We start from the raw sequence: 22,016 nt of genomic DNA, 5'->3' as shown, positions 1-22,016 counted from the left end.
CCCTCATTGTGCCGTTGCGACCTGCGCGGGGTGCGCGTACGGATGGGGCGGGACGGGCGCGGGGGTCAGGGCGGGCCCGGTCCGCCGCGTGCGCAGCCACACCACCGCCGCGATCACGACAACGGTGATGATGGGCACGAGCAGGATGGGCGACCCGGTGCCCGCCGACCGGTCCATGATGCTGCCCCCGATGTCGGAGTGTATGGCGGTGGCGTAGAGGAAGGTGACCGTGTTGAGCAGCGCGTGGATGACGATCGCGGTCTCGATGCCACCGGTGCGCCAGGTGATGACGGCCAGGCTGACGGCGAGCGTGAAGTACCAGATGTTGATCCACGGATCGTCCGCGCCGTGGATGACCATGAACACCAGGCTGGAGACGAGGACACCGACGAACACCGACAGGCGCGGCCCGCGGCTCCAACTCCCGGCGGCCCGGAAGACGAGTCCGCGGATGCCGTACTCCTCGCCGGCCGCCTGTAGAGGCACCAGCAGGAGGGTGGTGACGATGATGCCGACCAGGTCGGCGATCGGCCAGTAGGTCTGCTCGGTCGGCGTCGCGGCGTTCATGACGACGACGGCGATCAGCCAGACGGGGCCGATGATCAGGAGCGCCCGGCCGAACACGTCGAACCGGAAGCCCGACACCACGGAGTGCAGCGCGGGGCCCTTCACTCCGTAGAGCCACCGCTGGATGCACATGCTCCACGGGACGAGCAGGGCGAGCCCGAACATGGAGAAACCGTGGTACACCGGCGTGTAGTCGGTGCCACCGTTCGCCGGGTTGACCCGGCCCATCTGCGTGTCGATGAAGACGGCGGCCCCGACGCTGGCGAAGCTGAACACGTACAGCCCGGCCAGCAGGAGCACGATGGCGAGGATGCCGCGCACGATGCGGCGCTTCTCACCGGCGAGCATGCGATGGTACTCCAGGCCCGGCGGGATCGGCCGCGGAGCGCGGCGGCGCCGGTTCGGCACGGCCGGATCGGTTGGTGCGTATGAAGGCGTCTGCGCGGCTCCCGGATCCGGGGCGGCGGCGTACGCGCCGGCCGGCCCGTAGGGCGGAGGCGGAGGGAATCGGTTGTCGTGATCGGGGTGCATGCTCCGAACCTAAGCCGGAGCAGATCCGTGACAGAGTGTCACGGATCATGGGTTTTCTCCCTGCCCCGCACGGGTCGGGCATGACAGATGTCATGCATCGGCGGAGTCCGCGGCACGATCCTGCCCCGGAGCGCTCTGCCCCGGACACGGCGAAGGGCCGCTCCCCCTTCGCGTGGGCGAGCGGCCCTTCGGATGGATGTCACCGGGCGATGGACAGGCCGAACGGCACCGGGCCCAGTGCGCGGACCAGGTCGCCGATCATCAGGACGAACGCCTCGGGGCCGCGGGCGGTCCCGATCCCGCCGAGGTCGATGATCCACTCCGGCCGCCAGCCCAGGTCGGTGAGGAGGCCGGCGGTGGTCCTCCTGGCTTCGGAGTCGTCCCCGGACACGAAGGCGGTGGGCGGGGTGGACAGCCCGGCCGGGTCGGCCATCGCGGATTCGTGCATCGTGTTGAGGGTCTTCACCACGCGCGCGTCCGGGAGCGCCCGCTGGAGCTCCTCGGCGAGGCTCGTCTCCGGGTAGCGCAGCGCCGACGCGAAGCCGCCGGCATCGAGCTCCACGGCGTTGGCGACGTCGATGACGACCTTGCCCGCCAACTTCTCCGCCACGCCGGTGAGCACGTCCACCGACACCGAGCCGGGCAGCGCGTTGATGACGGGTTCGCCCGCTCCCGCCGCATCCGCGAGCGAGGCGACGCGCACCCCCGGCCCGGCCCATTCGGCGGCGATCTCGTGCGGGCGACGGGACCCGACGATGACCTCGTGCCCCGCTCGGCGCAGCCCCTCGGCCAGGGCGCGCGCCACGTTCCCGGAACCGAGGATGGCGGTGGTCGTCATGGTGCGCATGCTCCTTGTCGTGCAGTGATCCGGCTTCTGACCGGCGACGCTAGTCGGCGCTACCGTTGGAAGGGGAGTACGCACTTCACAGTGGCCAACGCACGCGGAGGGATGCCATGGGCACACGCACCGCAGCCCAGCGGCGGGCCGACGCCCGGATCTCGTATCAGGAGCGCTTCGCCGCCTGCCCGGCCAACCGCCTGCTCGACCGCATCGGCGACAAGTGGGTGGCCGTCGTCGTGAAAGAGCTGGCCGGCGGCCCGCGCCGTTACGGCGAACTCGCGCGGGCGATCGCCGGGGCCAGCCAGAAGATGCTGACCGAGACGCTCCGCGGCCTCGAACGCGACGGACTGGTCGCCCGGACCGTCACCCCGGCCGTCCCGGTGCGCGTCGACTACGCGCTCACCCCGCTCGGGCGCAGCCTGCTGCCCGTCATGGACGCCGTGCACGACTGGGCCGAGCAGAACATCGCCCGCATCGACGACGCCCGCGAGGAGTACGACACCCGGCAGGGGTGACCGGTCCCCGCTGCCCGGGCGCGGGCTACCGCGAGCCGTCGGAAACGCACTGCGCCGCCGGCGCGCCGCCCTGCACCTGCCGGGAGTACCAGCGGCGGTAGCGGCGCAGCGCTCGGCGGCGGTGGAGCCGCTCGCGCACGAGCGCCGCGGCGGGTGAGGGGTCCCGGTGCGTGCCGCATCCGCCGCCGAGCCGGGCGAGCCGGTCGCGCACCGCCGCCTGGGTCGCAGTGGCGGCCAGCGCCTTGTCCGTCCACCGCGACCGCACCGGCGTGACGACGGCCTCCTCGCCGCGCAGCCACCGGTGCGGGAGATCGGGTGCATAGGCCAGAGCCGTCGCCATACCGACCAGCGAGCCGCCCTGGTCGAGGACCCGCCGGGCCACCGGGGCCCGCAGGACCCCGCCGGTCACCATGACCGGCAGCGGCGCGGTGCGGATGATGCCGGCGGCCAGGTCGAGGAAGTAGGCTTCCCGCGCCAGGGTGCGGCCGTCGGCGGTGTGCCCGTGCGTCGCCAGGCTCTCGACGGAGCCGCCGGAGAGCTCGACCAGGTCGCAGCCTGCCGCGGCCAGCCGGTCCACGACCTGGACGGCGTCCCCCTCGTCGAACCCGCCTCGCTGGAAGTCCGCCGTGTTCAGCTTGACGGCCACCGCGAAGCCGCCGGGAACCGCGGCGCGAACGGCGTGGACGACGTCGATCAGCAAGCGCGCCCGGTCGCCGAGGTCCCCGCCCCAGCGGTCGGTGCGCCGGTTGGTCAGCGGGGAGAGGAACTGGGCGAGGAGGTACCCGTGTGCGGCGTGGATCTCGACGCCGTGGAACCCGGCGTCGGCGGCCAGCGCGGCCGTTCCGGCGAAGCGGGCGACGACGTCCCGGATGTCGGCCTCGGTCATGGCCCGGGGCCGGGCGAACATGCGGGAGTAGCGCCCGGCGTCGACGGCGACGTCGGACGCCGACAGGGCGAGCCCCGGCATGTCGGAGTTGACCACGCGGCCGGGGTGGTTGATCTGCATAAGCACCCGCCCGTTGTGGTCGCGCACCGCCCGGGCCCAGCGCCGGAACGGTTCGAGCGGCGTGCCCTCTTGGAGGACGATGTCGGAGGGGTCGGCGAGCGCGCGCCCGTCGACCATGACGTGGCCGGTGATCAGCAGCCCTGCCCCACCCAGCGCCCACCGCCGGTACAGCTCCACCAGCCGCTCGCCGGGCAGCTGCCCGGCGACGGCCAGGTTCTCCTCCATCGCGGCCTTCACCAGCCTGTTGGGCAGACTCAGTCCGCTGGGAAGGACGAGTCGGTCACCGATCCCGGGCACGTGGCACACTCCGTCCACCAGGGTCGCGCCGTTGCGACGACGCACAATGTGTACAGCGTCAACAATGAAGCAAGGAAGTGGGCAGTGTCAACATCCGGTCGGCGGAGCTACCACCACGGTGATCTGCGTGCCGCCCTGCTCCGGTCCGCTCTGCACCTGCTGGACGCCGACGGTGTGGATGCGCTGTCCCTCCGGGCGGTGGCCCGGCACGCGGGTGTCTCCCCGAACGCCCCGTACCGCCACTACCGGGACAAGGAAGCGCTGCTGGCGGCGTTGGCCGCGCACGGCTTCACGGAGCTCGCGGCCCGCATCGGCGATGCGTCCGCCGACACCGAGCGCGACGGCGGGACCGCCGGCCCGGCCGACCTGGCGAGCACGATCGCGCCGATGGCGCGCGCGACCGTCCGCTACGCCCTCGACCACCCGGGGCTCTTCCACCTGATGTTCGGGCATCCGTGCGTCGGCCGGCCGGAGGTGACGGCCGCCTCCGATGCGGCGCAGGCCGTGGTGACGGCGCGCATCGCCGGCTTCGCCGCTCCCGAGGACCGCGAGGCCCTCAAGATCGGCATCTGGGCCCTGGTGCACGGGCTCAGCCTCTTGCTGCTCGACGGCCGGCTCGGAGACCCCACGCCCGAGCAGATCGATGTCCTGGTGGGGTCGGTGGTACGCGCCATGGTCCCGTAGCTCCGCGGCCCGCCGGGCGCCGGAGGACCGGGTGGTGCGGGCACGACGTCCACGACGCGGAGCAGAGACGTGAACCGCCCCCGGCCCCGGGTCCGGAGCGGCTACTCGCCGCCGCCCAAGAGCGCCTTGGCGAGGACCGCCCGGATGTGGCCGGGGTCGGCCCCGTGGTCGTCGAGCAGGATCGCCGTGCACAGGCCGTCGGACAGGGCGACGCAGGCCTCGATCGCATCGGGGTCGGCGGTCAGTGTCCGGGCGAGTTCGGCGACGTTGTCGCGCCAGCGGCGCGCGGCCGGCCGCAGGGCGGGCCGGCGCGCCGCCAGGGTCGACAGCTCCCGTTCGGCGAGGGCCCGCTCACGGCCGGGGCCGGCGGATTCGGCGATGAGCCGGGAGAGCCCGCCGAGCGGGTCGTCGTCGGTATCGATGATCCGGCGGATGCGGTCCGTGTAGGCGTCCGCGACACTGGTCAGGGCGGCGACCAGGAGATCATCCAGGGTGGCGAAGTAGTAGACGGTCAGGCTGGTCGTGATCCCGGCCTCTTTGGCGACCGCCCGGTGGCTGACGCCGGTGGCGCCGTCGCGGCGGACGATCGCGAGCGTCGCCTCGATGATCTGGGCCCGGCGGCGTTGACCGCGCAGTGTGCGCCCATCGACAGTGCCGTCCTCAACCGCCATTGCCTCACCCGTCGTCGCCGCTCCCGCGGGTCGAGGCTATCGGCTCCGCTTCGCGGTCGGCGGCGTCGTCGAGGGGCCGGACGTGCCGCAGGGTCGTGAAGCAGGCCAGCGCAGCGGCCGCTATGGCGATACCCGCGATGACCGCGGCGGTGTTGAGTCCGCTGGTGAACGCGGTTCGCGCGGGGTCGAGGGCCGAGGCCGGCAGCCGATCGGCGAGGGACACCGCCCCGGAGAGACCGTCGCCGTAGGTCTCGGCCGCTGATGGGGACAGCCCGGGCGGAGCCTCGACCGTGCTCCGGTAGATCACCGTGGTGAGGCTGCCCAGGAGCGCCACCCCCGCTGCGATGCCGAGTTCTTGAACGGTCTCGGAGAGCGCTGCCGCCGATCCGGACTTCTCGGGGGGTGCCGCACCCACCACGATGTCGGTGCCCAGTGCGGCGATGACCCCGAGCCCGAGGTAGACGAATGCGAATCCGGCGACCACGCCCGGTGTGCTGTGGGTCCCGGCGACGGCCAGCAGGGCGTATCCGCACAGCGACAGCGCAAGGGTCGCCGCCATGACGACGCCGGGTGACACGCGCCGGGCCGCGAGGGGTGCGCCGATGGCCCCGATGAGCATGGCCAGTGCGGGTGGCCCCATCCACAGCCCGGCCGTCGTCGGTGAGAGGCCCGCGACGAGTTGCAGGTACTGGGTGACCAGGTACATCACCCCGCCGAAACCGGCCAGGCCGATCAGCAGGACGGCCAAGGCCGCGGAGAACGCCCGGCCGGTGAAGAGCTTCATGTCCAGCAGCGGCTCGTCGAGGTGCAGCTGGCGGCGGACGAAGGCGACCGCGGCGCCACCGCCCAGAACGACCGCGCCCAGCGCCTGAACGTCCGGACCGTGGGAGGCCGCGTGCTTGATCGCGTAGATGACCGGCAGCAGCGCGGCCAGGGACAGCCCGACGCTCACCAGGTCGAGCCGGCCGCCACCCGTCCGGAACTCCGGAAGCAGCGCGGGCGCACCGGCCAGCACCAGCAGGGCAACTGGTACCGCGATGAGGAAGACCGCGCCCCACCAGAAGCCGGCGACGAGCACACCGCCCACGACCGGGCCGGCCGCCATTCCCAGGGCGAACATCGTGGCCCACACGCCGATGGCCAGCGCCCGCTGCCGGACGTCGGTGAACATGGTGCTGATCAGTGAGAGCGTCGAGGGCATGAGCGTCGCTCCGGCCACTCCGAGCACCGCCCGCGCCACGATCAGCCAGAGGGCGCTGGGGGCGAACGCCGCGAAGACCGATGCCGCGGCGAACGCGGCCATCCCGATCAGCAGCAGCCGGCGCCGTCCGACCCGGTCGCCCAGCGTCCCCATCGTGATCAGGAACCCCGCGATGAAGAAGCCGTAGGCGTCCATGATCCACAACGTCTCCGTCGCGGTCGGGTCCAAGTCCTCGGCCAGGCTCGGAACGACGAGGTAGAGCGCCGTCACGTCAAGCCCCAACAGCATGGTCGGCAGCGCCAGCAGAGCAAGACCACCCCACTCACGCCGCCCCGCGGGTGCCGACCGTCTCGTGCTCATTGCGCCTCCGGCGTCTAACTAATTGAACGAACGTACTAGTTGTACCATCGTTCAATTATGGGTGCACGGAGAGTCGAGTCACACAGCCCCGGAGCGAAAGTCGTTGGACCCGTCATGCCTGATCGCGGCAGGGTGGGGGCATGCCGTTCATCCGCGCGACGATCAGCGACCCCGACCTCTCCCCCGCGGCCCAGAAGACGCTTGCCACGGGGCTGACCGAGCTGGCGGTCACCACCCTGAAGAAGCCGCTGGAGCGGACCACCGTCCACCTCAACCTGGTGCCCGCCGACCGCTACTACGTCGGAGGCGAACTCGTCACCGGCGCCACGGGCGCGCACGTCGAGGTCAGCATCACGGTGGGCACCAACAGCGCCGACGAGAAGGCGCGGTTCATCGCGCAGACCTACGAGCTCCTGCGCAGCACGCTGGGGGTGCTGCCGTCCGTCGCCGGCGTGGCGCTGTACGAGATGCATCCCGAGAGCTACGGCTACAACGGCATCACGCAACTCGACTTCCGCCGCGGGCGGTAGGGGCGGCATCCTCCGGGTTGACCTTGCGGTTACTACAAGGCCGATCCTGGTGCCATGCTCTCCATCAGCGATTTCAGCGATATGTGCCACCTGACGCCGCAGACGCTGCGGTTCTACCACTCCGAGGGCCTGCTCGTCCCCGCCGAGGTCGATGAGCAGACCGGCTACCGGTCGTACACGTTCGATCAGGTCGAGCAGGCGATGCTGGTCACCGTGCTGCGCGGAACGGGCATGAGCGTCAAGCTCGTCCGGCGCGCGCTCGACGAGCCCGACACGGCGTCCGACCTGTTGCAGCGGCACATCGGGGAGATGGAGCACCAGCGCCGGGCCCAGGACGAGGCGATCGGCGACGCGCGCGTGCTCCTCGGCGCATGGCCGGAGCCGCGCGTGCGCCACGCCCCCGAGATGTCGGTGGTGTCGAAGGCCGTGCCGGGGCCCTCCGCCGGAGACGACCCGGGCGACTGGGGGCCGGCCGACGCCGCATTCACCGCCACGGTCGCGGAGGTGGTCGCGGCCGTGGAGTCGTGCGGGGGGGTGGTGTCGGGGACCCCCTGGCGGACCTGGGCCAACGAGACACCGGAGCAGAGGAGGCGGAGCAACACCGCCGAGGGCCCGCACTGGCTGGTGAAGGTCCCCGTCACAGCCGACGAGAAAGCCCTCGCGGCCCTGCCCGGCGACGTCGAGGCGCAGACCTTCGAGGCGCGGGACGAACTCTCGATCTCAATCCCCGGCACGAGTTCGATGGCCAAGTTCGGGACCGCGATCTCGCGCCTGGCCGCGCACCCCCTCGAGGCCGCCTTCGCCGACGTCTCCCGCATGCGCCAGATCGTGCACGGCGACGGCATCGAGACCGCCGCTCCGATCCGCGGACTCGACGAGGCCGACACCACCGCACCCTGAACGTGCACTGCGCCGGCCGGCCGGTCCTCCCGTTACCGGTCAGCCCCGGGGAACGGGCAGATCAGCCTCCACGCGGGCCGGTTCGCCCGGGCGGAGGTCGGCGGTGTGGCGGGCACCGTCGGGGGTGGTGATCAGGTTGCGGCGAGGGGCCGCCGCCGTCACGTCGGCGGACATGCGGCCGTCCGCCCACGTCAGGCGGTCGATCGTGAGTCCGCCTCGGGCGCGCAGCCCCGTGACCTCGCCCTCGGGCCAGGCGGCCGGAAGGGCGGGGAGGAGGTCGAGGCGGCCCTGCGCGGACCCCGCGAGCATGGCGGTGACGACCGCCGGGAAGCCGCCGCAGATGTCGGTGTTGAACAGCGCGCCGCGGTTGTGGGTCGAGACCATGGTGGGCCGCCAGTAGCGTTCGGCCATCAGCGCGAGGGTCGTGTGCGCGTCGTCGGCCAGGCCCAGGCGGGCGGCGGCCAGGCCGAGCTGGACCAGGCCGAACGCCATCTCGTCGGACCCCTGGCCGCGCCACCAGGCCAGCCGGGCGCGCACGGCGCGCACCGCGGCCGCGCGCAGGGCGGGGTCGGCGAAGGCCGGGTCGGGCTCGTACCAGAGCGGGTAGAGGTGGGAGGCGTGGCGGTGGCCGTGGTGGTCGGTCTGCCGCCGCGGCCCGGCCGGTGTGGCCCATTCCGCCAGCTCGCCGTCGGCACCGATGCGGTAGCCGGGCAGCCGGGCGGCGAGCCGCGCCCACCTGCGGGCGCCGGGGAGGCGCAGGGTGTGGTGGGTGCGGATCAGGTTGCGCGCCAGGTCGCGCACCGCGGCGATGTCCATCGTCGCGTTGACGCACGCCTGCGCGTCGCCGTCGCCCGGGGTGTTCTCCGGTGAGTACGACGGGCGGAAACCGTCGGCGGTGACGAAGTCCTCGTAGAACTCACCGGCCGCGGTGAGGAACGGCAGGGCGCGGCGGCGCAGGAACGCGGTGTCGCCGGTGTAGGCGTAGTGGTCGAAGTGGAGCCGCGCGAGCCAGGCCGCTCCGGCGGTCCAGCACGTCAGGCTCCATTCCTCGGTGAAGTGGTTGTGCCGGCCGTGTGTGGACAGGTGGGCGGGGAGCAGGATGCCGCGGCAGCCGTAGAGTCGGCGGGCGTTGTCGGCGAAGTCCGCGTGCATACCGTCGAGCAGGTCGAACAGACCGGTCATCAGCTCGGGGACACCGGTGGGGTGCAGTGCGGCGACCGCCGACGCGAGGTTGCCGTCGAGGGTGTACCCCGAACGCCACGGCGGGTCGTATGTCCCGCTCCACACGCCCTGGAGGGTCGGCGGGAGATCGCCGCAGGAGCCGATCACGGCGTAGCGCCCGGCGTCGACCAGCCGTTCCACCTGTTCCGGGCTGCACGGGGACGAGGTGAGTCCGTCGGTGGTGGGGGGCGGTTGCGGCGCGGCGGCGGCCTGTTGGCCGGCGCGCCCCAGGCGCAGCCGGAAGCGGCCGAACAACTCGGCGTGGACGGCCCTGTGGTGGAGGAACAGCCGGTCGAAGGGGGATGCGAGGATGCGAGCGTGACCTAGAGAGAGCCGCGTTATCGCCGGTGGTGCCTGTTCTCCCGGGCCGCCGACGCGGACGCGGGCGACCGCGAGGAGCCGGGCCGCTCCCCGGACTTCGATTCCGTCCGGGCCGCCGGCGACGGCGCCGTCCTCCGTCGTGACCTCGCAGGTCACCGCGTACCCCGGGATGCTCCCTGCCGGTCGGCCGGGGAAGCCGACCCGCAGGGCCAGCAGGTCGGGCCCGACACGGCTCTCGACCTCGAAGGCCACCGGTGGTTCCCCGTCGATGAGGGACAGGCGGAGCAGCCCGTTCAGTCCACCGGCCGGGGCCCGGTCGGTGAGGCCGCCCGCCGCTCGCGACAGTTCCACGGCGACGGTGTCGTCGGCGCGCGACGCCACCGCTCGCAGCACGGTTCCGTCGCCGTACTCCTCGGTGACCAGGCCGGATGCGTGGTCGCACCGGCGCAGCAGGGTGCCGCCATTGGGCTGATCAGGGACGAAGGACAGCACGGCCGCGGCGATCAGCGGGTCGATCCATCGGGTCTGCGCATAGCCCGGGTGCTCCTCGGCCGCGAGCGCGGTGATCCGCCGCGCCGCGGCCCGGCCCTCGCCTCTCGACAGCAGGTCGCGCAGCTCCGGCAGGATCGCCGCGGTCGCGGGTGCGGGCAGCGGCTCCAGGGTCGGCAGGAACAGGCGTTCATGGCTCAGGGTGACGCGCGCGCCGCCCGCCCCGCCGTGCACGAGCGCCCCGTGCCGGCCGTTCCCGGTGATCAGCGCGTCCTCCCAGTCGGTGACCGGATGGCGCGTGACCACCTCTCTCGCCTCCGGTGGCGGGTCCGCCGCCGTGGCCGTCCCTGCTCTCGCGACCGCCCCTGCGCAATGCCGTTCGCCCATCGCCGATTCCCGGCCCCTTCCCCCTCTGCACGTCCGCCCCACCGCCTCGCGGGGCTTCCGCACTCCAACCGAGGGAATTAGTTTGTTGTCTATCCAAAATAAGGAGAATCCGCATGCGCGGTCCAGCCCCCACCCCCCGCCTGTGGTTCGGCGGCGACTACAACCCCGAGCAGTGGCCCGAAACCGTCGTCACCGAGGACATGGAGCTGATGCGCCGCGCCGGGGTCACCCTGGTGACCGTGGGGGTCTTCTCCTGGGCGCTCCTGGAACCCGCCGAGGGCAGGTTCCACTTCGACCCCCTCGACCGCCTCCTGGACCGGCTCGACGCCAACGGGGTCGCCGCCGCGCTGGCCACGCCCACGGCCTCCCCTCCCCCGTGGTTCGGCCTCGCCCACCCCGACGCCCTGCCCGTCGCGGCCGACGGCACCCGGCTCACGCACGGCAGCCGCGACACCTACTGCGTATGCGCCCCGGCCTTCACCGCCGCCTGCGTCCGGATCGCACGCGCCCTGGCCGCCCGCTACGCCGGCCACCCCGCCCTCGCCCTGTGGCACGTGCACAACGAGTACGGGACCTGGTGCCACTGCGACCACGTGGCACGCGGGTTCCGGAACTGGCTCCAGCGGCGCCACGGCGGGCTCGACGCGCTCAACGACGCGTGGACGACCGCCTTCTGGAGCCAGCACTACACCGGCTGGGAGCAGGTGCAGCCCCCGCGCGCGACCCAGTACCTGCCCAACCCCGCCCACGTGCTCGACTTCCGCCGCTTCCTCTCCGGCGCCATGCTCGCCAACTACCGCGCCCAGCGCGACGCCCTGCGCGACGCCACGCCCACCGTCCCCGTCACCACGAACTTCGCGTTCGGGAGCTGGGTGCCGGTGAACCCGTGGGAGTGGGCGGACGACCTCGACCTGGTCGCGGTGGACTCCTATCCCGACGCCGTCGGCGTGGGCGCCGCCGAGCAGACCGCGTTCGCCGCCGATCTCGCCCGCTCGTGGGCGGCAGCGCCGCAGCGGCGGCGCCCCGCGCCCGGGGGTGAGCCCCCCGTGGCGCGCCCGTGGCTGGCCATGGAGCAGGCGGCGGGCGTCACCTACACGGGGACGCGCACGGTGCCCAAGGCCCCGGGCGAGACGCTGCGGCACGCCCTCGGGCACGTCGCCCGCGGGTCGCAGGGGGCGCTGTTCTTCCAGTGGCGGGAATCGCACGGCGGCGCCGAGCAGTGGCACTCGGGGATGGTCCCGCACGCCGGACCGGATTCCGCGGTCTTCCGGGAGATGTGCGACCTCGGGGCGCTGCTGCCCCGCCTGGCCGGGGCGGGCGACGCCGATGTGGTGGCAGACGCCGCGATCGTGTGGGACCCCGAATGCTGGTGGGCGCTGGAGAGCGGGTCGCTCCCGGCCCGGGGGCTGGACTACCGCGACCTCGTCGCCCAGGCGCACCGCGCCCTGTGGCGTTCGGGCCGGACCGTCGACTTCGTCGAGCCCGGCGCCGACCCGCCCGCTGTTCCGCTGCTGGTGGTCCCGGCGCTCTACCTCACCTCCGGGGCCGCCGCCACGGCGCTCCGGCGCTACGCCGAAGCGGGCGGCACGCTGGTGGTGACGTTCCTGAGCGGGACCGCCGACCCGAACGGGACGGTCATCACGGGCGGATACCCCGGCGCCTTGCGCGACCTGCTCGGCGTGCGCGTGGAGCGCTTCCATCCACTGGACACGAACGAGACCGTCGCGGTGGCCTGGGCCGGCACCGAGTCCGGACACACGCCCGGCGGCCCCGGCGACGGGGACTACGCCGGCGGCCCCGGCGACGACGGCGACGACGACGGACACGACACCGGCCGCGCCGGCACCGTGTCCGGCCGGCAGTGGTCGGAACTCGTCCACACCGGCACCGCCGAGGCGGTCGCCCGCTACGCCTCCGGCCCGCTGACCGGCCGGCCCGCGATCACCCGGAACGCGGTCGGGCGGGGCAGCGCCTGGTACGTCTCGACCCGGCTCCCCGACGCCGCTCTGGAACTCCTGTTCGCCCGGGCGGCCCCACCCCCGGCCGACGCGCCCGGACCCCCCGCCCCCGGCGTGGAGGTCGTCCGCCGCGTGCGCGGCGACGACACCTGGGTCTTCGTGCTCAACCACACCGAACACGACCACACGATCGCCCCGGCCCGCCTCGGCCTCCGCCCCGGCGCCACCGACCTCGTGTCGGGCCGCCCCGCCGACGTCCTCCACCTCCCCCAAGGCGGCGTCGCGGTCCTCCACGGCGCGCCGGCCTGACGTCCCCCTTTGTGCTCGCGGTCTCAGCGTCGGCACAAGGGACACACGGCGCGGAGCCCCGGGGATGCGCGAGCTCACGAGGACAGGCTTCGCCCGATCGCCGTGCACACGAGAATCACGGCGAATATCCCGAACAACCACCTCGCGGATTCAAATGCGTATCGGCGTGGCCATGTCCAGGTGAGTCCCACGCACAGCAGCGCCAGGATCGCGGCCCAGACCGGCACATGCCCGTCACTTGATGCACAGCTCAAGCTATAGCAGTCGTACAACCCCACCCCGATCACGATGAACCACGTCGGAAGTGCGGCGATCACGGCCAGCACGGTGAAGGCGCGGGGGACCACATACCACCGGGGGTCGTAGTCCATCGGCGATGGATGCCCGCCCTGTGTACCTCGTACATCATCTTCCATTCCCCCACTGTGGACGCGACGTCCGGAGCGCGCATGAGTACGCCTACTCACGCTCCAGCGACCAGACACTCACGCGGGCCGCACGCTGCTCAATGACCCCTCACGATCCACCTGGCCTGTCCCGGGATGCCCGGATCACGACCTCCGGAGACCGTCGCTTACGCCTCTCCGGCCCGCCGCGCCCGGCCCGGAGGAGGGGCGGCGGGAATCGTCACGGCCCGTACCGCGACCCGGCCGACGAAAGTCGGTGCGCCTCAGCTCCGGAGACGTTCGCGAAGCCGCAGTGGCACCGACGTTTGAACGGGGCCGGGATCCTTCTGCGGCCGGATGTGCGCGCTCCCATTGCGGTCCTAGCGTTGGCGCAGCCGGGAGACGGCAGCGGGGACCGGCGCGGCCGAGCCCTGCGACGACCACCAGGACACCGGACACGAAGGGCCCCCCGACATGGCTGATGGCCTAAGACAAACGACCCGCAAGCACGGCGCGAGGCGCCGGGTGGTAGCGGCGGCAGGCGCGCTGGGCGCCGCGGCGTTCCTCGCCGCGGCGGCGCAGGCCCCGGCGGCAGCCGCGCCGGACGCCGGGGATGAGGAGATGTCGACCAATATCATCGGTGGCGTCGACGCCACCGAGGAGTACTCGTTCATGGTGAGCCTCCAGCAGGGCGGCGAGCACTTCTGCGGCGGCTCGCTGATCGACAGCGAATGGGTGGTGACCGCGGCCCACTGCGTGGAAGGGTCCGAACCGGAGCAGATCACCACTCGGATCGGCAGCAACGACCACACGAGCGGCGGCACCGAGGCGGAGATCTCCCGGATCGTCACCCACCCCGACTTCGACTATGACCTGGATGAATTGACGGTGGTCGCCGACATCGCCCTCGTGAAACTCGCCGAGCCGGTGGAGCAGGAGCCCATCGCGATCGCACCGGAGGCGGGCGGCGCCGGGACCCCGACCCGCCTTCTGGGGTGGGGCGCGACATGCGAAGGTGACGACTGCCCCGAGCCGCGCTCCGTCCTCCAGGAGCTCGACACCGAGATCGTCTCCGGCGACCGGTGCACGGGCCTCGACGGTGCCACCGAGATCTGCACTCAGCATCCGACCGAGGACGCACAGGCCTGCTATGGCGACTCCGGCGGGCCGCAAATCCGGCGCGGGCCGGACGGGTGGGAACTGATCGGCGCCACCAGCCGCGACGGAGACTACGACAGCGACCCGTTGTGCTCCACGGGCCCGGCGATCTGGACCGACGTCACAGCATACGAAGACTGGATCCGGAACACGATCGCAGCGTGAGCCGTGCCGTCCGCCCGGATGCGGTCACATCCGGGCGGGCGGGCCGCCGTCTCGGGAGAGGCGGATGCGCGGGTCGAGGCGGGCCGTGGCGAGTTCGCCGGCCAGCCCGGCCGCGACCACCGTCACCCCGGTGACCAGCACAACGGCGAGGAGCACCGGGTAGTCCTGCGTCTGTGCGGCGTCGAGCGCGAGCCGGCCCATGCCCGGCCACGCGAAGACGACCTCGATCGCGTAGGCGCCCGCCAGCAGCTGCGCCGCGCCCACGCCGAAGCGCGCGGCGAAAGGGACCAGCCCCGGGCGCAGGACGTGGCGCAGGCGCACGGTCCAGGGCCCCAGGCCGCGCGCCTCGGCGTTGGCCACGTGCACCGACCCGCGCACCCGCGCAACCCCCGTCTGCACGAGCCGCACGTAGACCCCGAAGTGGTGGCCGAAGGCCAGCGCGATCGCGGGCAGGGTCACCGACGACGCCACGACAGCGAGGGCCGGCTGCTGCCCCGGCCGGCCGAGGCCCCCGGCGGGGAACCAGCCGAGGAGCACCGAGAACACGTAGAGCAGGACCAGCGCGCCGACGAAGCCCGGCACCCCGCCCAGGGCGAATACGGTGAGCTCGATCCCGCGGCGCAGCCCCCGGCTGCGGGTGAGCCCGGCGACCAGTCCGACCGCGACCGCGCCGACCAGGCTGACGACCGTGGCGGCCCCCGCCAGCAGCAGCGTCCACGGCAGGGCCGCGCCGATCTCCCCGGCCACCGGGCGCCCGTGCAGGTAGGAGACGCCGAGGTCGCCGCGGACGACCCCGCCGAGCCAGTCGGCGTAGCGGACGGGCAGCGGGTCGTCGAGGCCCATGGCCGCGCGCTGCACCTCGACCGCGGCCTCGGGGACGGGCCGGCCGCCCGAGCGCGCCTCCAGCGCCGCGCGGGCCGGGTCCCCCGGGGCCAGGTCGAGGGCGAGGAAGCAGAACACCGACAGCCCGGCGCACACCACCAGGGCGCCGGCGAGGCGGCGCAGCAGGAAGCCGAGGCTCACGGGCGGACCGCCGACCGCCAGTGCGGCGGCCCCGCCCCCGGCACCCGGCCGCGGTGGGCGGGCCGTGCGCGGGATCCGCCGGCCGCCGCTCTCCCCGACCGCGCCGCGGTCACCGGCGGAGCCCGATCAGGTCCCAGCGGTTGCCGTAGAGATCGCGGAACACCGCCACCGTGCCGTAGGACTCGTGCCGGGGCTCCCCCTCGAAGACCACCCCGGCGGCGGTCATCCGGGCGTGGTCGCGGTCGAAGTCGTCGGTGTTGAGGAAGAGGCCCACGCGTCCCCCGGTCTGGTCGCCGACCCGGTCGGCCTGGTCCGGGGTCGCGGCGCGGGCCAGCAGGACGGCGGTCTCGCTGGAACCGGGCGGGGCGACGACCACCCAGCGCTTGCCGTCGCCGAGAACGGTGTCCTCGCGCAGGTCGAAGCCGACGCGGTCGACGTAGAAGTCGATCGCCTCGTCGTAGTCGCGTACGACGAGGGCCACCAGTCCGAGATGGGGCAACGGGGTCCCTCCTTCACCCGGCGTCAGCCGCGGTACGACCACTCCTCGGCGTTCCAGAAGAAACCGTAGCCGTGGTGGGCCAGCGTGCGCTGCCGGAGGCCGGTGAGGCCGGCCGGCACCGCGTTGACGGCCTCCAGGTAGGACACGAACACATAGGGCGGGTTCTCGGCGATGGCCTCCTGGAAGTCGGCGTAGGCCGCAGCGCGGGCCTCCGGGTCTCCGGTTCCGCGGCCGCGGTCGAGCGCGTCGTCCACCGCGTCGTCGGCGTAGCTCCCGTAGTTGGATCCGCCCTCGGCGAGCGCCTCGGAGGAGTGGAAGGGGCCGTAGAGCGATCCGTCGGGGTCGTAGGGCGTGCCCCAGCCGACGAGGAAGGTGTCCAGCGACGCCCAGTCCACGGAATCGCGCGGCCGGGGGTCGGCGGTCACGTCGAAGCCCTGGTCGCGGAGCTGGGTGGCGAGCACTTCGACCATCGCGGCGCGGACGCCGTCCTCGGCGAAGGTGGTGAGGTCGAAGGCGACCGGTTCCCCGTCCTTGGCCCACACGCCGTCGCCGTTCCTGCGGTACCCGCCCTCGGTCATGATCTCCTCGACCCGCCCGGGGTCGAAGGAGTAGCCGGCGGTATCGGTGCCGAACGGGCTCTGGTCGAGCGGGCCGAGCGCGGGCGAGCCGTACCCGTGCAGGACGCCGTCGATGACGGCGTCGCGGTCGATCGCGTGGTTCATCGCGCGGCGGGGCGCGGGGTCGTCGCAGTGGGCGTCGGACCAGCAGTGGTCCGCCGACATGTTGAACATGATGCCCCGGTAGTCGGCGGTGGGCGAGACCTCCAGCCGGATCCGGTCGCCGCCCTGCACCTCGCCGGCCTGCTGCGGTTCGAGGGCGGCGGCGTCGACCTCGCCGTTCTGCAACCGCATGAGGCGGGCGGCGGCGTCGGGGACGTAGGTGATGGTGATGCCCGAGAGCCCCGGCGGGCCGCCGTAGTAGTCGGGGAAGGCGCTCAGGGACGCGTACTCGCCGTGCCGCCAGGTGTCGAGCCGGAAGGGGCCCGTGCCGACGGGGTGCTCGCCGAACGCGGGGTCGTCGATCCCGGTATCGGCCAGGAGGTGCTCGGGCAGGATGCCGTTGGAGAGGGTGTCGAGCAGAGCGGGGGCGGGGTCGCTCAGCTCGACGACGACGGTGTGGTCGCCCTCGGCGCGGACGTCGTCGACGTCGGCGAACTTGTTGCTGGTGGCGAACCCGCCGTCGCGCACCGCCTCGATGGTGAAGACGACGTCGGCGGCGGTGAACGCCGCACCGTCGTGCCAGGTGACGCCCTCGCGCAGGGCGAAGGTGTAGGTGCGGCCGTCGTCTGCGACCTCCCAGCTCTCGGCCAGGGCGGGGACGATCTCGTTGTCGGCGTCGTGGGCGGTGAGCCCGCGGAAGACCATCTCGGTGACGGGGTCGAGGTGTTCGTCGATGAGCGCCGGGTTGAACTCCTGGGGTTCGTCGCCCAGGGCGTAGGTGAGTGTGCCGTCGGCCGGACCGCCCTGCTGGGCCGTGGCGCATCCGGCGGTGGTCAGCAGCAGCAGGCAGGCGCCCGCGGCGATCGCGGATGGGGGGCGTCGCGTCACGTTCCCTCTCCCTTATTGCAAAGGACATGCAACTGGAAACGCTACGCGGCCGTGTCACGCGCGTCGACGGCGGGGCGGGCACAGGGGGCGCGCCCCCGGACACCGGAACGGGTCCCGCGCCGGCGGCGCGGGACCCGTTCTGGTGCGGATCGGTGGGTGGATTCCGGGGCTAGCCGACCACGTGCCCCTGCACGTAGGAGGTGCCCCGTTCCCACTTGAGGAAGCGCTCGGTCTCGGACATGAGGCCCGCCGTCAGCCACACCGCGACGCCGATGTCGTCGGCGAGGCCGAGGAAGGGGATGAAGAGTTCGGGGACGGCGTCGATCGGGGACACGATGTAGAGGAGCGCGAGGATGAACAGCGTCACTCGCGATGCCGGGATCTCGGTGTAGCGGCCGCGCATCCGCGCCCCCAGCATGCGGGGGATCGCGCCGACGCGCTCCAGGACACCGGGCGCGTCCGGGCGCGCCTTGTCGTTCACGACCTGCCAGGCCGCAGCGCCCGCGGCGGCCCTGTTGCTCTTGCGCATGGATGTCACCTCGGTTGTTGTCGCGCGTGCCGTACTCTCTCACGATATGACGCGAGAGAGCCGTGGGGCGTTCCCGGGGACCCGTTAGGTTGGGTGGCCCCCACACCTTCCGACACGAGGACGTCTTCCAGGATCATGCGTAACGGCGACAGCGACGTACCCGTGCCGGGGCGGCCGCTGCGAGGTGCGATCCTCGCCGCGGCGGCCCTCATGACCATCTCCGCCTGTTCGGCGGTGTCCGGCGACGACCACCCCCACCCCGATGTCACCGCCACCCAGCCCCTGCCCGCCCCCGATGCGCCCGGGGGCTCCGGCGACGACGGCGCCCAGGACGAGGAGGGGGAACAAGGAGACACCGAGCAGGGCCGGGCGGGCGACGGCCCTCTCGCGGGGACGACCGTGGTGGTGGACCCCGGCCACAACGGCGGCAACGCCGACGCGAGCGACGAGATCAACGCCCTGGTCCCGGCGGGACCCGAGGACAAGGCGTGCGACACCGTGGGCGCCGAGACCGACGACGGCTACACCGAGCACGAGTTCAACTGGGACTTCTCCCAGCGGCTGCGCGACCACCTCGAGGCCGACGGCGCCACGGTGCTCCTCACCCGCGAGGACGACGACGGGGTCGGCCCCTGCATCGACGAGCGGGCGGCGATCGGCAATGAGGCGCAGGCCGACGCCGCCGTCTCCATCCACGCCGACGGCGGCCCCGCCGACGGCCGGGGCTTCCACGTCATCGCGCCGGGGCGGGTCGAGGGCTACACCGACGACATCGTGGAGCCCTCGCGCGACCTGGCCGAGGACCTGCGGGCGGAGTTCGAGGCGGGGGCCGGCCAGCCGCCCGCCGACTACCTCGCCGACGAAGGCCTGGACGAACGGACCGACCTCGGCGGCCTGAACATGTCCCGGGTCCCCAAGGTGTTCTTGGAGGCCGGCAACATGCGCAACGCGGAGGACGCGGAGAACCTGACGGACCCCGAGTGGCGCGAGACCGCCTCGGCCGCCGTCGCCGCCGGGATCGCCCGCTACCTGAGCCGCTAGCTCGGCCGCCGGGTCCATTCCCCCGGCCCGGCGCGCGGCCTCCCGCTGCGGGAGGGAGCCCTATCGTGGGGCCCGACGAACGCCGCCCCCTATGGAAGGCCCGCCCATGTCCGAAGAGGCCGAGACGCCCATCACCGACTCCCCCCGCCGGATGAGCCCGCGCGAGCTGTCCGCGGCCAAGCGGAACCGGGAGCGCAACTCGCCGGCGAACCAGCGCGCCCGTGCGCAGCGCGATCGCGACGAGGTGCGCAACGGGATCCGGGGCCGGACCGAGGCCGCGGTCCGCAACATCGGCTCCAGGTGACCCCGTGCGCGGCCGGCCCCGGCCGGTCGCGCACGACATGGGAGGGTCGGGATCCCTTGCCGCGCAGGCGATACCGCACAATGACGGTATGAGCGAATCATCCCCCCTTTTCGGTTCCCTCCTGCGCTCCTCACCCGGCTCGCCCTCTTTCGAGATCACCCGGCGCGGCTACGACCGGCGCCAGGTGGATCGCCTGGTCGAAGGGCTCACCCGCGCGCTGGCGGCCCGGCGCGGCACCGCGGACACCGGCGACGGCTCCGTCGCCGGGCGCGCCCGGGCCGCAGCGGGCGCGCTGCGGGTGGCCCGGCGCGGCTACGACCGCGCTCAGGTCGACTCCGCGCTGGCCCGGATGATCGCCGAACTGCAATCCCCCGCCGGGGACGGCGCCCCGGGGGCGGAAGCGGGTGCGGAGGAGGCGGGCTACGGGCCGTGGCCCGACCTCGCGGCGGCGCGCTTCGACGTCGTCCTGCGCGGCTACGACCGGCACGAGGTCGAAGCCCTGCTGGTCGAAGGGGTGGACGCGGTCGCCGCCATCCGCGCAGGGGGCCGGGTCGCGGCCGGCCCGACGGCGGCGGAGCTGCGCGAGCGGTGCGCGGACCTGCCCGTTGTGCTGCGCGGCTTCGACCGCGGCCAGGTGACCGCGTTCGTCGACGACCTCTGCGCGGCGCTGAAGCGCGCGGGCGATGCCCGCCGATCGCCCGGCGGCCAGGGGCGGCCGCTGACTTTGCCGAGGACGCCCTCCCCTGGAACGGCTCGGTCGGCACAATAGAGGCATGCCCCTGACTCCCTCGGACATCAGCAACAAGACGTTCCGTACGGTGCGCCTGCGGCCGGGCTACAACGAGGACGACGTCGACCACCTCCTGGACCGGGTCGAAGCCACGCTCGTGGCGTTGCAGGGCGGCCCGCGCACCGGCCCGCTCATCACCGCCGCCGAGGTCGAGGCGGCCCGGTTCCGGACCACCCGGCTGAACCCGGGCTACAACGAGGACGAGGTCGATGAGTTCCTCGACGTCATCGTGGCCGACCTGCGCTCCCGCGGGCTGAGCGGCGAACCCGGGGAGCCGGGGCCCGGAGCGCGTCCGGGCCCTCCGCCCGCGGGCCGGCCTGCGGGCCCGCCCCGCCCCCAGCACACCGGCCAGGGACGCGGCCCCGGTCCTGGTCCCGGCCCGGGGCCCGGCCCGCGCACCGCTCCGCCCAGCGGGCCTCCACCCGGCCGCGGCGCGGCCCTTCCCCCTTTCGGCGCGGTCCCGCCCCCGCCGCCCGTCCCGCGCGGTGACCGTCCGCCCATGACCCCGGAGGACGTGCGGCGCAAGCGGTTCGCGACCACCCGGCTGACCACGGGGTACAACGAGGACGAGGTCGACACGTTCCTCGACCGCGCCGAGGCCACCCTCGGCGCGCTGCTGAACGGGCGCCCCGACCTCGCCCCGCTCAACGCCACCCAGGTCGAACGCGTGCAGTTCGCGACCACCCGCGCCCGGCCCGGCTACGACCCGGCGCAGGTCGACGCGTTCCTGGACCTGCTCGCCGAGGAGCTGCGCCGCTACGAGCACGGCTGAGGCCGGCGCATGCCGCTACCGCGGCACGTCCACAGGGTGTGGACGGGCTCCGCGCCATAGCCCGCGCGGACCGGCGATGCCCCGCCCGGCTCAGACCGGGCGCAGCCCGGCCATGAGGAGGCCGGCGAAGTGCTCGCCGAGCGCCGGGCCGTCGAGCTCGCCGTCGCGGCGGTACCAGCGGCCGAGGTGGTGGACGGCGCCGAAGTACTGGGTGGCGACGATGTCGGCGGGGACGTCGGAGCGGAAGACCCCCTCGCTCCGGCCCTGCTCGATCATCGAGCGGAAGAGCTCGTGGTACTGGCGGCGCTCCTTGCGCACCGCGGCCTGGCGGTCGGCGGAGAGCATGTGCATGGAGCGGTAGAAGATGACCGCATCGTCGAGGTTGTCCACCGTGGTGTGGACGAGGTCGGCGGCCGCGGCCCGCACCCGCTCGGCGATGGGACCGGGTGCGGCGGCGAATTCGGTGAGCCGGCGCATCTGGAGCGACATCAGCCGCTGGTAGACGGCGTAGAGCAGGTCGTCCTTGGACGAGAAGTAGTGGTACATCGCGCCCTTGGTGACGCCGGCGGCGTCGACCAGCTCCTGCACCGAGGTGCGCTCGAACCCCTGCTCGGCGAAGAGCCGGGTGGCCGCCGCCAGCAGCCGGCCGGGCACCGGCACGCGTTCCCCGTCGGCCCCCGGCCCTCCGGTCGCCGCGTTTTGTCCGCCGGTCACGCTCACCTCCCCGCTCACCCCCCGCCCCCGTGTCCTACGGCCCCACAAGAATAGGCATACCGGTCGGCCGGACGGAGGGCGCCCGCCGCCCCGGGCGCGACACGCCGACGGGGCTCCGCGGTCCACCGATATCCCGGCCATCAGCGCAGGTCATCCAGGTCGAACCAAGGATGCGCCGCAAAGTGGTGCCGCGCCGCACCGGCCCGAAGATCTAGGGTGTCCGATGCCGGGACACCCGGG

Annotated in this window: 22 protein-coding genes; 10 read left to right on the top strand and 12 right to left on the bottom strand. The window is 73.3% G+C overall.

What is annotated here, in order from left to right; translation table 11 throughout:
- Positions 1-3: 3 nt before the first annotated feature.
- Both ACFOVU_RS20890 and ACFOVU_RS20885 read right to left on the bottom strand, forming a co-directional pair.
- Positions 4-915, bottom strand: a complete 912-nt coding sequence (locus ACFOVU_RS20890) for a CPBP family intramembrane glutamic endopeptidase (RefSeq protein ID WP_378536200.1) — start codon at positions 913-915, stop codon at positions 4-6.
- 382 nt (positions 916-1,297) lie between these two features.
- On the bottom strand, positions 1,298-1,936 hold the full coding sequence (locus tag ACFOVU_RS20885) for an NADPH-dependent F420 reductase (RefSeq protein ID WP_378536199.1): 639 nt from the start codon (positions 1,934-1,936) through the stop codon (positions 1,298-1,300).
- 116 nt (positions 1,937-2,052) lie between these two features.
- On the opposite strand from ACFOVU_RS20885, the gene ACFOVU_RS20880 reads away from it, so the two are divergent.
- Positions 2,053-2,454: a winged helix-turn-helix transcriptional regulator gene (locus ACFOVU_RS20880; RefSeq protein WP_378536198.1), complete on the top strand. Its 402-nt coding sequence runs from the start codon at positions 2,053-2,055 to the stop codon at positions 2,452-2,454.
- A gap of 25 nt (positions 2,455-2,479) precedes the next feature.
- On the opposite strand, the gene ACFOVU_RS20875 is transcribed toward ACFOVU_RS20880, so the two are convergent.
- Positions 2,480-3,757, bottom strand: coding sequence for an oxidoreductase (locus tag ACFOVU_RS20875; RefSeq protein ID WP_378536197.1), 1,278 nt, complete (start codon positions 3,755-3,757; stop codon positions 2,480-2,482).
- An 84-nt stretch (positions 3,758-3,841) separates the two neighbouring features.
- On the opposite strand from ACFOVU_RS20875, the gene ACFOVU_RS20870 reads away from it, so the two are divergent.
- Positions 3,842-4,441: a TetR/AcrR family transcriptional regulator gene (locus ACFOVU_RS20870; RefSeq protein ID WP_378536196.1), complete on the top strand. Its 600-nt coding sequence runs from the start codon at positions 3,842-3,844 to the stop codon at positions 4,439-4,441.
- A 101-nt stretch (positions 4,442-4,542) separates the two neighbouring features.
- Here ACFOVU_RS20870 and ACFOVU_RS20865 read toward each other — a convergent pair whose 3' ends face one another.
- Together ACFOVU_RS20865 and ACFOVU_RS20860 are read right to left on the bottom strand one after the other, a co-directional pair.
- Positions 4,543-5,112: a TetR/AcrR family transcriptional regulator gene (locus ACFOVU_RS20865; RefSeq protein WP_378536195.1), complete on the bottom strand. Its 570-nt coding sequence runs from the start codon at positions 5,110-5,112 to the stop codon at positions 4,543-4,545.
- 4 nt (positions 5,113-5,116) lie between these two features.
- A complete protein-coding gene (locus ACFOVU_RS20860; protein ID WP_378536194.1) occupies positions 5,117-6,673 on the bottom strand; it encodes an MFS transporter in 1,557 nt (518 codons plus the stop codon).
- A 140-nt stretch (positions 6,674-6,813) separates the two neighbouring features.
- Here ACFOVU_RS20860 and ACFOVU_RS20855 point away from each other — a divergent pair, with 140 nt between their 5' ends.
- Both ACFOVU_RS20855 and ACFOVU_RS20850 read left to right on the top strand, forming a co-directional pair.
- Entirely contained in the window at positions 6,814-7,203 is a 390-nt protein-coding gene (locus ACFOVU_RS20855) for a tautomerase family protein (RefSeq protein ID WP_378536193.1), read from the top strand.
- A 54-nt stretch (positions 7,204-7,257) separates the two neighbouring features.
- Entirely contained in the window at positions 7,258-8,103 is an 846-nt protein-coding gene (locus tag ACFOVU_RS20850; RefSeq protein ID WP_378536192.1) for a MerR family transcriptional regulator, read from the top strand.
- Positions 8,104-8,142: 39 nt separating this feature from the next.
- On the opposite strand, the gene ACFOVU_RS20845 is transcribed toward ACFOVU_RS20850, so the two are convergent.
- Positions 8,143-10,440: a glycosyl hydrolase family 95 catalytic domain-containing protein gene (locus ACFOVU_RS20845; RefSeq protein ID WP_378536191.1), complete on the bottom strand. Its 2,298-nt coding sequence runs from the start codon at positions 10,438-10,440 to the stop codon at positions 8,143-8,145.
- A 194-nt stretch (positions 10,441-10,634) separates the two neighbouring features.
- Here ACFOVU_RS20845 and ACFOVU_RS20840 point away from each other — a divergent pair, with 194 nt between their 5' ends.
- The gene (locus ACFOVU_RS20840) at positions 10,635-12,788 is read left to right on the top strand and encodes a beta-galactosidase (RefSeq protein WP_378536190.1); all 2,154 of its coding nucleotides are present in this window, start codon (positions 10,635-10,637) and stop codon (positions 12,786-12,788) included.
- Positions 12,789-12,862: 74 nt separating this feature from the next.
- Here ACFOVU_RS20840 and ACFOVU_RS20835 read toward each other — a convergent pair whose 3' ends face one another.
- The gene (locus ACFOVU_RS20835) at positions 12,863-13,159 is read right to left on the bottom strand and encodes a hypothetical protein (RefSeq protein WP_378536189.1); all 297 of its coding nucleotides are present in this window, start codon (positions 13,157-13,159) and stop codon (positions 12,863-12,865) included.
- A 636-nt stretch (positions 13,160-13,795) separates the two neighbouring features.
- On the opposite strand from ACFOVU_RS20835, the gene ACFOVU_RS20830 reads away from it, so the two are divergent.
- Positions 13,796-14,497, top strand: coding sequence for a S1 family peptidase (locus ACFOVU_RS20830; RefSeq protein WP_378536187.1), 702 nt, complete (start codon positions 13,796-13,798; stop codon positions 14,495-14,497).
- A 24-nt stretch (positions 14,498-14,521) separates the two neighbouring features.
- On the opposite strand, the gene ACFOVU_RS20825 is transcribed toward ACFOVU_RS20830, so the two are convergent.
- From ACFOVU_RS20825 to ACFOVU_RS20810, 4 genes are all read right to left on the bottom strand, one after another.
- Complete coding sequence (locus ACFOVU_RS20825) at positions 14,522-15,520, bottom strand: ABC transporter permease (protein WP_378536185.1); 999 nt, start codon at positions 15,518-15,520, stop codon at positions 14,522-14,524.
- Positions 15,521-15,629: 109 nt separating this feature from the next.
- Positions 15,630-16,019 (bottom strand): VOC family protein, encoded by a 390-nt coding sequence (locus ACFOVU_RS20820; RefSeq protein WP_378536184.1) that lies wholly within the window; start codon positions 16,017-16,019, stop codon positions 15,630-15,632.
- 23 nt (positions 16,020-16,042) lie between these two features.
- A complete protein-coding gene (locus ACFOVU_RS20815) occupies positions 16,043-17,626 on the bottom strand; it encodes an ABC transporter substrate-binding protein (RefSeq protein WP_378536182.1) in 1,584 nt (527 codons plus the stop codon).
- Positions 17,627-17,795: 169 nt separating this feature from the next.
- Positions 17,796-18,155 carry a YkvA family protein gene (locus ACFOVU_RS20810; RefSeq protein ID WP_378536180.1) on the bottom strand — a complete coding sequence of 120 codons (360 nt, stop codon included), beginning with the start codon at positions 18,153-18,155 and terminating at the stop codon, positions 17,796-17,798.
- A 135-nt stretch (positions 18,156-18,290) separates the two neighbouring features.
- Between ACFOVU_RS20810 and ACFOVU_RS20805 the strand changes: the two genes are divergently transcribed.
- The 4 genes from ACFOVU_RS20805 to ACFOVU_RS20790 all read left to right on the top strand — a co-directional run bounded on the left by ACFOVU_RS20805 (position 18,291) and on the right by ACFOVU_RS20790 (position 21,062).
- Complete coding sequence (locus ACFOVU_RS20805; protein ID WP_378536179.1) at positions 18,291-19,196, top strand: N-acetylmuramoyl-L-alanine amidase; 906 nt, start codon at positions 18,291-18,293, stop codon at positions 19,194-19,196.
- Between the two features lie 106 nt (positions 19,197-19,302).
- Positions 19,303-19,500, top strand: coding sequence for a hypothetical protein (locus ACFOVU_RS20800; RefSeq protein ID WP_378536177.1), 198 nt, complete (start codon positions 19,303-19,305; stop codon positions 19,498-19,500).
- A gap of 88 nt (positions 19,501-19,588) precedes the next feature.
- Positions 19,589-20,269, top strand: coding sequence for a DivIVA domain-containing protein (locus tag ACFOVU_RS20795; RefSeq protein ID WP_378536175.1), 681 nt, complete (start codon positions 19,589-19,591; stop codon positions 20,267-20,269).
- Positions 20,270-20,273: 4 nt separating this feature from the next.
- On the top strand, positions 20,274-21,062 hold the full coding sequence (locus ACFOVU_RS20790) for a DivIVA domain-containing protein (RefSeq protein WP_378536173.1): 789 nt from the start codon (positions 20,274-20,276) through the stop codon (positions 21,060-21,062).
- Between the two features lie 90 nt (positions 21,063-21,152).
- Here the strand turns inward: ACFOVU_RS20790 and ACFOVU_RS20785 are convergent, their stop codons facing one another.
- Positions 21,153-21,776 carry a TetR/AcrR family transcriptional regulator gene (locus tag ACFOVU_RS20785; RefSeq protein ID WP_378536172.1) on the bottom strand — a complete coding sequence of 208 codons (624 nt, stop codon included), beginning with the start codon at positions 21,774-21,776 and terminating at the stop codon, positions 21,153-21,155.
- Positions 21,777-22,016: the final 240 nt, after the last annotated feature.

This window comes from Nocardiopsis sediminis (genome assembly GCF_042650565.1).
Classification (GTDB): domain Bacteria; phylum Actinomycetota; class Actinomycetes; order Streptosporangiales; family Streptosporangiaceae; genus Nocardiopsis_B; species Nocardiopsis_B sediminis.
This window is presented reverse-complemented; position numbering and strand designations above follow the sequence as displayed.

What these genes read in the sequence shown, in the direction of transcription:
- ACFOVU_RS20890 (WP_378536200.1), bottom strand. Translation starts at nt 915, where the DNA reads ATGCTCGCCGGTGAGAAGCGCCGCATCGTGCGCGGCATCCTCGCCATC.
- ACFOVU_RS20885 (WP_378536199.1), bottom strand. Translation starts at nt 1,936, where the DNA reads ATGACGACCACCGCCATCCTCGGTTCCGGGAACGTGGCGCGCGCCCTG.
- ACFOVU_RS20880 (WP_378536198.1), top strand. Translation starts at nt 2,053, where the DNA reads ATGGGCACACGCACCGCAGCCCAGCGGCGGGCCGACGCCCGGATCTCG.
- ACFOVU_RS20865 (WP_378536195.1), bottom strand. Translation starts at nt 5,112, where the DNA reads ATGGCGGTTGAGGACGGCACTGTCGATGGGCGCACACTGCGCGGTCAA.
- ACFOVU_RS20860 (WP_378536194.1), bottom strand. Translation starts at nt 6,673, where the DNA reads ATGAGCACGAGACGGTCGGCACCCGCGGGGCGGCGTGAGTGGGGTGGT.
- ACFOVU_RS20855 (WP_378536193.1), top strand. Translation starts at nt 6,814, where the DNA reads ATGCCGTTCATCCGCGCGACGATCAGCGACCCCGACCTCTCCCCCGCG.
- ACFOVU_RS20850 (WP_378536192.1), top strand. Translation starts at nt 7,258, where the DNA reads ATGCTCTCCATCAGCGATTTCAGCGATATGTGCCACCTGACGCCGCAG.
- ACFOVU_RS20840 (WP_378536190.1), top strand. Translation starts at nt 10,635, where the DNA reads ATGCGCGGTCCAGCCCCCACCCCCCGCCTGTGGTTCGGCGGCGACTAC.
- ACFOVU_RS20835 (WP_378536189.1), bottom strand. Translation starts at nt 13,159, where the DNA reads ATGGACTACGACCCCCGGTGGTATGTGGTCCCCCGCGCCTTCACCGTG.
- ACFOVU_RS20830 (WP_378536187.1), top strand. Translation starts at nt 13,796, where the DNA reads ATGTCGACCAATATCATCGGTGGCGTCGACGCCACCGAGGAGTACTCG.
- ACFOVU_RS20810 (WP_378536180.1), bottom strand. Translation starts at nt 18,155, where the DNA reads ATGCGCAAGAGCAACAGGGCCGCCGCGGGCGCTGCGGCCTGGCAGGTC.
- ACFOVU_RS20805 (WP_378536179.1), top strand. Translation starts at nt 18,291, where the DNA reads ATGCGTAACGGCGACAGCGACGTACCCGTGCCGGGGCGGCCGCTGCGA.
- ACFOVU_RS20800 (WP_378536177.1), top strand. Translation starts at nt 19,303, where the DNA reads ATGTCCGAAGAGGCCGAGACGCCCATCACCGACTCCCCCCGCCGGATG.
- ACFOVU_RS20795 (WP_378536175.1), top strand. Translation starts at nt 19,589, where the DNA reads ATGAGCGAATCATCCCCCCTTTTCGGTTCCCTCCTGCGCTCCTCACCC.
- ACFOVU_RS20790 (WP_378536173.1), top strand. Translation starts at nt 20,274, where the DNA reads ATGCCCCTGACTCCCTCGGACATCAGCAACAAGACGTTCCGTACGGTG.